Below are 11,939 nucleotides of genomic sequence, written 5' to 3'. Positions count from 1 at the left end.
TAATTTTTATGAGTTATCTGGAACACATGCACAAGCTGTGAAATCATACACGTAACCCACATCACAAGGCTCAAGAGGAAAGCATCCTCCGTTTCCTTTAATTATCTTTTGTTCCTTTTTACTAAGTAATTTACCAGTTTTTGAAATGTTCTTTAACATAATTTTTTAATTTATAGATTAATATAAAAAGCGAACCGAAGTCCGCTTATTGTTTCTTAGCACATATCTTGTTTACAATCATAAAAACAAGCACTAAACTCTTCCTTAGTTTGAAAATTTTGTGATCTACAAAAATCTACACAAACCGAACAAAAAATTAGAGAACCTCCATTAATAAGTTTTTGCTCTTTTTTGTTTAGCGTACTACCTAAATTTGAAATATTCTTCAACATAAAATGTTTTAAGATATTTGACAATAACCCCAATAACAAAAGAAACGTTCATTTTCCATTCCTGGGTAAGAATTAAGAATATCACAATCACTATTTGAAGAGCATTGCATAGTTCCTCCGCCAAAACCACCATTAATGTTTTTTTGCTCTTTTTTGTTTAGTGTACTACCTAAGCTTGAAATGTTTTTTAACATCTTTAAAGTTTTTAAAATTAGTACTAGCAATTTAATTCAACTTTTAAGACTCTTAGTTGATTTTTCCTTACAAAAAGTAAGGAAAAACCTTACTTTTTAGATTCTTTTTTTAATTATTTATATTGGCAATAGCCATGAAAGCAGTACATGTCTCTTCTTGGACAATCTTGGTCGTATCTACATCTGGTAAGTCCAAAACCTCCGTTAATATTTTTTTGTTCTTTTTTGTTTAGGGTAGTACCTAAATTTGAAATGTTTTTTAACATCTTTTAAAGTTTTAAAATTAGTACTAGCAATTTAATTCAACTTTAAAAATTCTTCAGTGATTTTGCCTTACAAAAGGTAAGGATAATCCATACTTTTTTAAAACTTATGATATAATCCAAAACTCAAAGCTGGAGCTTTAGCAACATTTCTTCCAGCAAAGGCTCCGCCAAATCCTACATTAACACCAAATGATTTATTAAACTCTCCAATAAACTTGAATCCAAATGCAGCATAGCTTTGATTATTTACATACAAACCTGTAGCTAAGTTTTCTTGAGGTAACACAACATCACCATTTTTTAAAGAAGCAACACCATCTAAAAAACCAGCTATCCATAGCCAATTTAAAGCTTTATACCCTATTTCTCCTCCTAGTTTATAGTTAGAACTATAATCATTTGTTCTAATATCAAAACCCGTAAAAGCCTGTATATACCATGAGTCAAAACCTCTACCTGTTAAAAATAACGGTGTAAATGTCCATCCATCATAACCACTTCGTAATCCTGAATTTTCTTTATAGGTACTTGTATTTGCTTCTATAGAAAGTTGTCCTGAAAGCAACCATTTATTATTATAAAAGTTGTGTTTTATTCCTAATTGGATATTTCCTAACAAAGTTTCTGAAGCTTCATCGATAGTAAAAGAAGGAAAAATTACTGACATGTCTTCTGTAAAATCACCTGTTTTCACCATTTTTAAAGGAATGTTAGCAAATAATGTTGTTTTATCTGTTACACCATATTCTCCATATAATTGTAATGTATTATCAGTAATTTCTCGTTGAGGCTTATAATCTGGATTCCCATAAATTTTATCATAGCTTCCAATTGAGGTAAATGATGCTTGAATATATCCTTCGTTTTTGTTTTTTGTCCACGGACTTTGAGAAAAAACATTAAGTGTAATTAAAAATAATACTGGTATAACTAGTTGTTTCATGCTGAAAATATTTTTTAGTTAGTTTACAAAAGCTTTTGTTCCTTACAAAAAGTACTTATTATTTGAACTACACTTCACAAAAAAAGCAGCATTTAAATAAATACTGCTTTCATACATTTTCTGGATCTTAGCTTATACAACACAAACCATCTTGTATAATTCCTGAACAACTCATACCATAAGGTGTATCAAAAGCACATGGATTTCCTTCACCACGACCAACATAACCGTTTCCTCCGGGATAACTTTCATAACACCCTGTTATATCACACTCGTTATTTCCTGAAAAGAAACCTCCATTAATATTTTTTTGATCTACCTTATTAAGCAGAATACCTAAGTTTGAAATGTTTTTTAACATCTTTAAAGTTTTTAAAATTGGTACTAGCAATTTAATTCAACTTTATATACTCATCGTTTTTTTTACCTTATAAAAGGTATGGTAAATCCTTATTTTTTCTTCAAATAACGTATTTAAAGTAGTTTATTAATGAAATATGAGTGTTTAAATAAATCTTTAACTAAGATTTCCTCATAAAACATGTATTTTTATACTTAGATATGGGAGATTTTAATAAAATACAACAGAAACTAGAGCTGTTTAGTAAGAAATTTTACACAAACGAATTGATAAAAGGAAGCATTTTATTTTTTTCGTTAGGATTGATTTATTTACTATTTACACTGTTTATTGAATATTTTTTATGGTTAAAACCAACTGCTAGAACTATTTTATTTTGGTTATTTATTGCAGTAGAAGCATTCTTATTTTTCCGTTTTATTTGTTTTCCTATTTTTAAAATAGTGGGGCTACAAAAAGGAATTTCTTTTGAAGAGGCTTCTAAAATTATCGGAAATCATTTTCCTGAAGTAAAAGACAAACTATTAAACGTTTTACAATTACAGCAAAACAATCAGCAATCTGATTTATTAGCTGCAAGCATTGAGCAAAAATCAAAAGAATTACAGCCTGTTTCTTTTAATAAGGCCATTGACTTTAGTAGAAACAAAAAGTATGTAAAATATGCTTTAATTCCTTTCTTAATTTGGGGAATTTCTATGCTTACAGGAACTTCTAGTAAACTTTCACAAAGTTTTAATCGTGTAGTAAATCATTCAGTAGCATATAACCCTCCAGCTCCTTTTTATTTTAATTTAACAGCAAAAGATTTACGTGTTATTAAAGGAAAAGATATAACCGTTTACTTACAAACAGAAGGGGAGGTAATACCTCAGGAAACCAAAATTCATTTTAATAATCAACAATACTTTATGGAAAGTGAAGGAAATGGTTTGTTTTCATATACGTTTTCTGAAGTTCAAAACCCTATTACTTTTTATGCTAGTGCCAACGGAATTGAATCTAATGAGTATAACATAACAATTATTAAAACTCCATCTATTCAAAATATAGCATTAAACTTAACTTACCCTTCATACATAGGTAAAGCTTCTGAAACGATTAACAACACCGGAAACTTAAATGTTCCACAAGGAACAATTATAAAATGGGACATAAAAACTTCTGAAACCGATACAGTTACCTTCATAGAAAAAGAGAAAAGAACAAATTTTAATCAAAAAGAAAACAACGAATTTGAGTTTACAAAACGTGTTTTAAATAATACAAACTATCAAATAACTACATCTAACAAAAATCTAACAGATTACGAACAGCTACAGTTTTCTATTAATGTGACTAAAGATGAATATCCAACTATTAATGTAAATTCAAATATTGATAGTATTTCAAGAGGAAATGCACAGTTTGTAGGTCAAATTGCTGATGATTATGGTTTTAAGAGGTTAGAATTGGTTTATTATGACAAAAACAATAATCAAAATACTGGTAATCAGTTAATTAATATAAATAAAGAAAATATTCAAACCTTTTATTTTGAGTTTCCTGGAAATTTAGATTTAAAAGAGGGAATAGACTATGAAATGTACTTTCAAGTATACGATAATGATATTGTAAATGGTAGTAAAAAAGCCATGAGTAGAAAGTTTAGCTATCGACAAAAAACGGAGGAGGAGATAGAAGAAGAACTATTACAAGAGCAAAAAAACTACATTGAAAACATTACTAATTCATTAGATCAACAACAAAAAAGTAAGAAAGATTTAGAAAAGATTCAGTTTGATTTACAGAATAAGAAGAATATTAACTGGAATGATCAAAAGAAAATTCAAAATTTAATAAAGCGTCAGGAGCAATACAAGCAAATGATGCAACGTCAAACGCAAAAATTACAAGAGAATTTTTCTGAAAAGAAAGAAGAAAATGAAAGCTTAGAACAGAAAAAAGAAGACCTTAAAAAGCGTATTGAAGAGTTAAAAAAATTAGAGAAACAACAAAAATTACTGGACGAATTACATAAGCTAGCAGATAAACTGAAGAAAGAAGATTTAATTAAAAAGACAAAAGAACTAGCGGAACAAAATAAACAACAGGAGCGTAGTTTAGAACGTATTTTAGAAATGACTAAGCGTTTTTATGTGGAGCAAAAAATGAATCAGTTGGCAAACAAGCTTGATGATTTATCTAAAAAACAACAAGAGTTAAGTAACAAAGAAACTAATAAGGAAGAACAACAACAGATTAATGAGGAGTTTCAAAAAGCGAAAAAAGAATTAGACGACTTAGAAAAAGATAATAAGAAGTTGAAACAACCAATGGAAATGCCTTCTATGGAAGATTTAGAAAAACAGACTCAAGAAGAATTAAATAAAGCAGAAGAAAACTTAGAAAAAAATAACGCTTCTGAAACTAAAAAAAGTCAGAAAAAAGCTGCTAAAAAAATGCAGCAAATGAGTCAGAAAATGCAACAATCTATGCAATCAATGAGCGCTGAAATGGAAGAGGAAAACATGGAAGGTTTGCGTCAAATTTTAGAAAACCTTATTACATTTTCTTTCGACCAAGAAGCTTTGATGAATGAGTTTTCTTCCTCAAATTCATCACATCCTAACTTTGGTAAAAACCTTCAAAAACAACATCAACTTAAAACCTATTTTGAGCATATTGATGATAGTTTATTTGTGCTTTCTATGCGTGTTCCTAGCATCTCATCAAAAATACAAGATCACTTAGCACAAGCTCATTATAGTTTAGATCAATCTTTAGAAAACTTTGCAGATAATTATTTTCAGACTGGTATATCAAATCAACAATATGTTATGACCTCTGCTAATACATTGGCAGATATGTTAAGTAATACTTTAGATGCTATGCAGAACCCTAAACCTGGTAATGGAAAAGGGAAGGGAAAAGGAAAATCATTTAGTTTACCAGACATCATTCAAAAGCAAAATGAATTGATGGAAAAGATGAAACAAGGTATGCAAAAGAAAAACCAAGGGAATCCTAAAAATGGAAAAGATGGTAAAAATAAAGGTGAAAAAGAAGGACAAAACGGTGAACAAAGTGATGATTTAGATGGTGAGTTATATCAAATTTATAAAGAACAATCTCAACTAAGAGAACAATTAGAAAATACTATTAAAGAAGGTAAAGGAGGGAATGGTGATGCTAAAAAAGCATTAAAAGAAATGGAACAATTAGAAAATGAAATTTTAGAAAAAGGGTTTACTCAAGAAAGCATTAATAGGATGCAGCAATTAAACTATGAATTACTTAAATTAGATAAAGCAACTTTTGAACAAAATAAAGATAAACAGCGTAAATCAAATACCAATTTACAGGAGTTTAATAACAATACTACAAAAGAATTGAAGTTTAAAAAGTTGTTTTATAACCAAACAGAGATATTAAACAGACAATCACTACCTTTGTGCCAAAATTACAAAAAGAAGGTTCAAGAGTACTTTAGCCTTCCAAAGGATAAAAAATAACGTATTAAAAAGCCTCTAGATTATATAAATACTATTGCTTTTTAATTAAGTTTTAAGACATTAATAATAGTATTTGATATAAAGAAATGATTGCATTTAATTACGAAACCGAGTTTCAATTAAACAATGAAGAAAACACTTCTAAATGGATACAAGAATGTATCGAAAGAGAAGATTTTGAACTGGGAGAAATCAACTATATTTTTTGTGACGACGCTTATTTACATAAAATTAATATTGAGTTTTTACAACACGATACCTTTACTGATATTATCAGTTTTGATTATACATTAGGTAAGTTAGTTGGTGGTGATATTTTTATTTCTGTAGAAAGGGTAGAGGAAAACGCTAAAGAATTTAATACTTCTTTTGAAAACGAATTACACCGAGTGATAATTCATGGTGTTTTACATTATATGAAATACAAAGATAAAACTGACGAAGAGAAGCAAATTATGCGCTCTAAAGAAAATGAATGTTTAGAAATTTTAGATAAAAAATAAAAAGAGTTCCACGTGGAACTGATTATAAAAAATGAGTTTATTTAATACAACATACGATGTAATTGTAGTAGGAGGTGGACACGCTGGTAGCGAAGCAGCTGCAGCAAGTGCAAACATGGGAGCACACACTTTGTTAATTACAATGAACTTACAAAACATTGCTCAAATGAGTTGTAATCCTGCTATGGGTGGAATTGCAAAAGGACAAATAGTACGAGAAATTGATGCATTAGGAGGTTATAGCGCTATTGTAACTGATAAGACAGCTATACAGTTTAAAATGCTTAATAAATCAAAAGGACCTGCTATGTGGAGTCCTAGAGCACAATCTGACAGAATGCAATTTGCAGAGTGCTGGAGAACGATGTTAGAACAAACAGAAAACTTAGATTTTTATCAAGATTCTGTTAATGGATTATTGTTTGATGGTGATACTATTACAGGAGTTAAAACTGCTTTAGGTTTAGAAATAAAAGCTAAAACTGTAATTGTTACAGCTGGTACTTTTTTAAATGGATTAATTCATATTGGTGAAAAAACATTTGGTGGTGGTAGAGCAGGTGAGGGAGCTTCAACTGGTATTACAGAAGATTTAGTTACTAAAGGTTTTGAAGCTGGCAGAATGAAAACAGGAACTCCACCTCGTGTAGACGGACGCTCTTTAGATTACTCTAAAATGACTGAACAACCTGGTGATGATTCTCCAGAAAAATTCTCTTATTTACCAATAACAAAAACATTAACAAAACAACGTTCTTGTTACCTTACTTACACCAATCCAGAAGTACACGATTTACTTCGTGAGGGTTTTGAACGTTCTCCAATGTTTAACGGTAGAATTAAATCAACAGGACCTCGTTATTGTCCTTCTGTAGAAGATAAGATTAATCGTTTTGCAGAAAAGGAGCGTCATCAAATATTTGTGGAACCAGAAGGATGGAACACAGTTGAAATTTATGTAAACGGATTTTCAACATCACTTCCAGAAGATATTCAAGATAAAGCAATACGTGCTATCCCTGGATTTGAAAACGTAAAGTTCTTTAGATATGGTTACGCTATAGAATATGATTATTTTCCACCTACTCAGTTAAAACATAACTTAGAAACTAAATTAATTAATAACTTATTTTTTGCTGGTCAAATTAATGGTACAACAGGTTATGAAGAAGCAGCAGCACAAGGTTTAATGGCTGGTGTAAATGCAGCTTTAAAAACCCAAAATAAAGAACCATTTATCTTAAAAAGAAGTGAGGCTTATATTGGAGTTTTAATTGATGATTTAATTACTAAAGGGACAGAAGAGCCATATAGAATGTTTACTTCACGTGCTGAGTATAGAACATTATTAAGACAAGATAATGCCGATTTACGCTTAACGGAAAAAGCTTATAACCTAGGGTTAGCTTCTCAAGAAAGGATGGGTAGGGTAGAAGAGAAGAAGAATAAAACTCAAAACTTAATAGACTTCATTACTAAATTAAGTATTACTAAGGAAGATGTTAATCCTATTTTAGAAAGTAAAAATTTAGCAACAATTAATCAATCTATGAAATTGTATAAAATTGCTGCTAGACCTCAATTAACGTTTTCTGATTTTAGATCTATTGATAAGCTTGAAAACTATATTAAAGAAAATGGAATTGATAATGAAATTATAGAACAAGTTGAAATCCATTTAAAATACTCTGGTTATATCGAAAAAGAAAAGAATAATGCAGACAAATTAAATAGATTAGAAAACGTACCTATTCCTTCTACATTTGATTATAGTAAAGTAAAATCTCTATCATATGAAGCAAGAGAAAAATTATCTAAAATACAACCTACTTCAATTTCACAAGCGAGTAGAATAAGTGGCGTTTCACCTAGTGATATTTCTGTCTTACTTGTTTACATGGGTAGATAAATTCTAATTTAGATTTACAAAAAATAAAATGTTCCATGTGGAACGTTTTATTTTTTTATGTATAATTGTTTAACCAAAAACCAATGTTCCACAAGGAACACTCAACACAATTTATTAATTTGATTTCAGAAAAAGAGTTCTACAAGAACTTAAAACCTTTTTTAAACTGTATTGACCATACAGTATCAAAAGAGAGTTATGAGGTTATGATAAATGAAGATTACGATATGTTAGTAACTTCTCCTGTACCTAATAACTTAGAAAAATACTATGTTAGTGAAGATTATATTTCACATACGGATAGTAAGACTTCTCTTTTTGATAAAACATATCAATTTGTAAAAAACTATACTTTAAAGAAAAAACTAAAATTGATTAATTCTTTTAATACAGAAGACAAATTAATTTTAGATGTCGGTGCTGGTACAGGTGATTTTTTAAAAGTGTGTCAAAATGGTGGTTGGAAAATTACTGGTGTTGAACCATCTGAAAAAGCAAGAGTTTTTGCTAAGAATAAAAACATACATCTTTTAGAAGATCTTTCAAAAATAGAAAACAAACAATTTGATGTTATTACACTTTGGCATGTCTTAGAACACATTCCTAATTTAACGGAATATATAAAGCAATTAAAATTGCTTTTAAAACCAAACGGTATTTTAATTATTGCTGTTCCAAATTATCAAAGCTTTGATGCAAAACACTACAAAGAGTTTTGGGCTGCTTATGATGTTCCAAGACATTTATGGCACTTTTCAAAAACATCAATTTCAAAAATATTTTCTTTGGTTGGAATGGAAGTTAAAAAAACACTACCAATGAAATTTGATTCTTTTTATGTTTCTTTATTATCGGAAAAATATAAGACAAAAAAATCAAGACCATTTCAAGCTTTTTTAACAGGATTAAAGTCAAATGTAAAGGCAAGTCGTTCTGGTGAATACTCTTCTTTAATTTACATCATAAAAAATGTATAAAACTCAATTTAAAGCTATTTTAACTAGTTTTTTATATTATAATATACAAATACCTTACTAAAATTAAAAAACCTCTTAAAAGTCAATTTTTAAGAGGTTTTTTAATAAATAAATATTATCATTAAATAATAATAAAATAGTTTTTATCTATTTAATAAATATACTGCTAAAATTGCGATTATAAAGTAAACTGCTAATGTCATAGCGCCAGCATAATCCTTTGCTAATCGTTGACCAATTAATAAAAAGATTAATGTTACTGCTGATAATTCTGCTCCTATTAAAGCTATATTATGATTACCTGTTGTTGATAAATGAAAAATTCCAACAAACATTAAAGCACCAGCTAATAATTCCATAGCTAAAATTACTGCCAATAAAAGAGGTACTGAGTTTTTTAAAGGAGAATCTTTAAAGTGTCCTTTAATAAAAGATAAGTTTCCTTTCCAATCTGTTACTTTATCAATTCCTGATTGTAAAAAAGTAACAATTAAAAAAAGTAGAATTAAAATTTCTGTTATGCTTTGTTGTATAAGTTCCATATAATTGATTTTTTACAAATATAATTTTTAAAAAAGAATTGTAACAATTCAAATAAAATTCGTCTTATAAATATCTACTATTAAGTAGTATCTTTATCAAAAAAAATTACTAACATTTTAAAAATTAAAAACTATGTCAATTTACATGTATCCGGTAATTGTTGTCGGTATTCTAGTATTCTTATCATTATTCTTTATTGTTAAGCAACAAACTGCTGCAATTGTTGAACGCTTTGGTCGCTTTCAAAGCATTCGTCACTCTGGTTTACAATTAAAAATTCCTATTGTTGATAGAATAGCAGGTAAACTAAGCTTAAAGATTCAACAGTTAGATGTAATTGTTGAAACAAAAACCTTGGATGATGTATTTGTGAAATTAAAAGTTTCTGTACAATATAAAGTAATTCGTGATAAGGTATATGATGCTTTTTATAAGCTAGATTATCCTCATGATCAAATTACATCTTATGTTTTTGATGTAGTACGTGCAGAAGTGCCTAAAATGAAGTTAGATGATGTATTTGTTAAAAAAGATGATATTGCAATTGCTGTAAAAACTGAATTAAACGATGCAATGGCTGATTATGGTTATGATATTATAAAAACTTTAGTAACAGATATTGATCCTGATGCACAAGTAAAGGCAGCAATGAACCGTATTAATGCTTCTGAGCGTGAAAAAATAGCAGCACAATTTGAAGGAGATGCTCAACGTATTTTAATTGTTGAAAAAGCAAAAGCTGAAGCTGAAAGTAAGCGTTTACAAGGGCAAGGTATTGCTGATCAACGTAGAGAAATTGCTCGTGGTTTAGAAGAATCTGTAGAAGTATTAAATAAAGTTGGTATTAACAGCCAAGAAGCATCTGCATTAATTGTTGTTACACAACACTACGATACTTTACAATCTATTGGTGAAGAAACGAACAGTAACTTAATTTTATTACCTAATTCACCACAAGCAGGTAGTAATATGTTGAATGATATGGTAGCGAGCTTTACAGCTAGTAATCAAATTGGTGAGGCTATGAAGAAAGCACAAGAAAATAAAGACAAAGAATAATTATGATATTATCTACTACACCATCATTAGAAAATAAACCTGCTAAAGAATATTTAGGTGTTGTTACAGGTGAAACAATTATAGGTGCGAACATTTTTAAGGACTTTTTTGCCGGTATTAGAGACATTGTAGGAGGTAGATCTGGATCATATGAAAAAGTTCTAAGAGAAGCTAAAGAAATAGCTATGAAGGAGATGTCTGAAAGAGCTCAAATGTTAGGAGCTGATGCAGTTGTTGGAATTGACTTAGATTATGAAACCGTAGGTGCCAATGGAGGTATGCTTATGGTTACTGCTTCTGGAACAGCCGTAAAACTTTAATTAAATAAAAAACCGAAACATTAAATGTTTCGGTTTTCTTTTTATAATAGATATCTTATTTCTTATCTTCTACTTTATCTGTTTTTTCTTCATCTTCATTTTTAGTAGCATCCTTAAATTCTTTGATACCTGTTCCTAAACCTCGCATTAATTCAGGAATTTTTCTACCTCCGAATAATAATAATACTAATGCAACGACAATAGCTATTTGCCATGGTCCGATCATTCCTAAAAATATAGTAAGTAAATTCATTTTTATTAAATTTTGCGCAACAAAGATACGAAATTAACTTCGGTGTTCAATTACTCCACCAATTACTTTTTTGTCTCTAAATACTTCTGGTTTTCCTTTGTAAAAAATTGAACCACCAAACGATACTTTAGCATCTAAGGTTTCTCCTGATTGTACTTCTACTTTAGATCCAGATCCAGCTTTTACAGTAGTCATTTCTTCTACTAATAATTTGTATCCATGATACATTCCACCCAAATCAGCATTTACATTTTGATTCTTAGTTGCACCAGAAAGCCTAATTACAGCTCCTGAAGAGCTTTTTACATTCAAATGCTTAACATTAACTACAAGGTTAATAAAAGCTCCTTCTTGAGCTCTAATTTCAACTTTTTGCTGTTTAATGTCTTTACCTGTAATCGTTGCTCCTTCATTGGCATCAATAATTGATAAAGTTTTATTGTAATATAATGTTGCTTTTACTTTACCATCTGCAGTAGTTTCAGGGAATCTCAATAATATTTTTAGAGTAGTTCCATCCAACTTAATTTTAACCTTATCTGTTTTTTCACCAGTAACTATAATTTTAGAAACATCAGATTTAACAAGTTTTAAATCTATTCCATTATACACTTTTACAATTGAAAAGTCTCCTAAATTCTTAGTTATGGTTGTTTGAGCTGATGCTAAAACGGTCATCAAAAACAAACTTAATATTGCTAACTTCTTCATAATAAATTCCATTA

General features: G+C 29.2%; 14 protein-coding genes. 6 read left to right on the top strand and 8 right to left on the bottom strand.

Annotated features, from left to right (window positions below; genetic code table 11):
• Positions 1-6 precede the first annotated feature (6 nt).
• From LCI24_RS01675 to LCI24_RS01655, 5 genes are all read right to left on the bottom strand, one after another.
• Positions 7-159, bottom strand: a complete 153-nt coding sequence (locus LCI24_RS01675; RefSeq protein ID WP_274638864.1) for a hypothetical protein — start codon at positions 157-159, stop codon at positions 7-9.
• Positions 160-400: 241 nt separating this feature from the next.
• Positions 401-586: a hypothetical protein gene (locus LCI24_RS01670; RefSeq protein WP_274638863.1), complete on the bottom strand. Its 186-nt coding sequence runs from the start codon at positions 584-586 to the stop codon at positions 401-403.
• Positions 587-699: 113 nt separating this feature from the next.
• Positions 700-852 (bottom strand): hypothetical protein, encoded by a 153-nt coding sequence (locus LCI24_RS01665; RefSeq protein WP_274638862.1) that lies wholly within the window; start codon positions 850-852, stop codon positions 700-702.
• Between the two features lie 97 nt (positions 853-949).
• A complete protein-coding gene (locus LCI24_RS01660; RefSeq protein ID WP_274638861.1) occupies positions 950-1,795 on the bottom strand; it encodes a hypothetical protein in 846 nt (281 codons plus the stop codon).
• Between the two features lie 127 nt (positions 1,796-1,922).
• Complete coding sequence (locus tag LCI24_RS01655) at positions 1,923-2,156, bottom strand: hypothetical protein (protein ID WP_274638860.1); 234 nt, start codon at positions 2,154-2,156, stop codon at positions 1,923-1,925.
• Between the two features lie 200 nt (positions 2,157-2,356).
• Here LCI24_RS01655 and LCI24_RS01650 point away from each other — a divergent pair, with 200 nt between their 5' ends.
• The 4 genes from LCI24_RS01650 (at position 2,357) to LCI24_RS01635 (ending at position 9,039) form a co-directional block, all read left to right on the top strand.
• Positions 2,357-5,650, top strand: a complete 3,294-nt coding sequence (locus tag LCI24_RS01650; RefSeq protein WP_274638859.1) for a DUF4175 family protein — start codon at positions 2,357-2,359, stop codon at positions 5,648-5,650.
• An 86-nt stretch (positions 5,651-5,736) separates the two neighbouring features.
• The gene (gene ybeY / locus LCI24_RS01645) at positions 5,737-6,153 is read left to right on the top strand and encodes an rRNA maturation RNase YbeY (protein ID WP_274638858.1); all 417 of its coding nucleotides are present in this window, start codon (positions 5,737-5,739) and stop codon (positions 6,151-6,153) included.
• Between the two features lie 31 nt (positions 6,154-6,184).
• On the top strand, positions 6,185-8,062 hold the full coding sequence (gene mnmG / locus LCI24_RS01640; RefSeq protein ID WP_274638857.1) for a tRNA uridine-5-carboxymethylaminomethyl(34) synthesis enzyme MnmG: 1,878 nt from the start codon (positions 6,185-6,187) through the stop codon (positions 8,060-8,062).
• Between the two features lie 83 nt (positions 8,063-8,145).
• Positions 8,146-9,039 (top strand): class I SAM-dependent methyltransferase, encoded by an 894-nt coding sequence (locus LCI24_RS01635; protein WP_274638856.1) that lies wholly within the window; start codon positions 8,146-8,148, stop codon positions 9,037-9,039.
• A 143-nt stretch (positions 9,040-9,182) separates the two neighbouring features.
• Here LCI24_RS01635 and LCI24_RS01630 read toward each other — a convergent pair whose 3' ends face one another.
• Positions 9,183-9,581 carry a DoxX family membrane protein gene (locus LCI24_RS01630; RefSeq protein ID WP_274638855.1) on the bottom strand — a complete coding sequence of 133 codons (399 nt, stop codon included), beginning with the start codon at positions 9,579-9,581 and terminating at the stop codon, positions 9,183-9,185.
• Between the two features lie 133 nt (positions 9,582-9,714).
• On the opposite strand from LCI24_RS01630, the gene LCI24_RS01625 reads away from it, so the two are divergent.
• Both LCI24_RS01625 and LCI24_RS01620 read left to right on the top strand, forming a co-directional pair.
• A complete protein-coding gene (locus LCI24_RS01625) occupies positions 9,715-10,641 on the top strand; it encodes an SPFH domain-containing protein (protein WP_274638854.1) in 927 nt (308 codons plus the stop codon).
• 2 nt (positions 10,642-10,643) lie between these two features.
• Positions 10,644-10,961 (top strand): heavy metal-binding domain-containing protein, encoded by a 318-nt coding sequence (locus tag LCI24_RS01620; protein WP_274638853.1) that lies wholly within the window; start codon positions 10,644-10,646, stop codon positions 10,959-10,961.
• Positions 10,962-11,016: 55 nt separating this feature from the next.
• Here LCI24_RS01620 and LCI24_RS01615 read toward each other — a convergent pair whose 3' ends face one another.
• Positions 11,017-11,214 (bottom strand): Sec-independent protein translocase subunit TatA/TatB, encoded by a 198-nt coding sequence (locus tag LCI24_RS01615; protein WP_274638852.1) that lies wholly within the window; start codon positions 11,212-11,214, stop codon positions 11,017-11,019.
• Between the two features lie 33 nt (positions 11,215-11,247).
• Positions 11,248-11,925, bottom strand: coding sequence for a head GIN domain-containing protein (locus LCI24_RS01610; protein ID WP_274638851.1), 678 nt, complete (start codon positions 11,923-11,925; stop codon positions 11,248-11,250).
• Between the last annotated feature and the right edge of the window lie 14 nt (positions 11,926-11,939).

The organism is Tenacibaculum larymnensis, from assembly GCF_028829235.1.
GTDB lineage: Bacteria > Bacteroidota > Bacteroidia > Flavobacteriales > Flavobacteriaceae > Polaribacter > Polaribacter larymnensis.
This window is presented reverse-complemented; position numbering and strand designations above follow the sequence as displayed.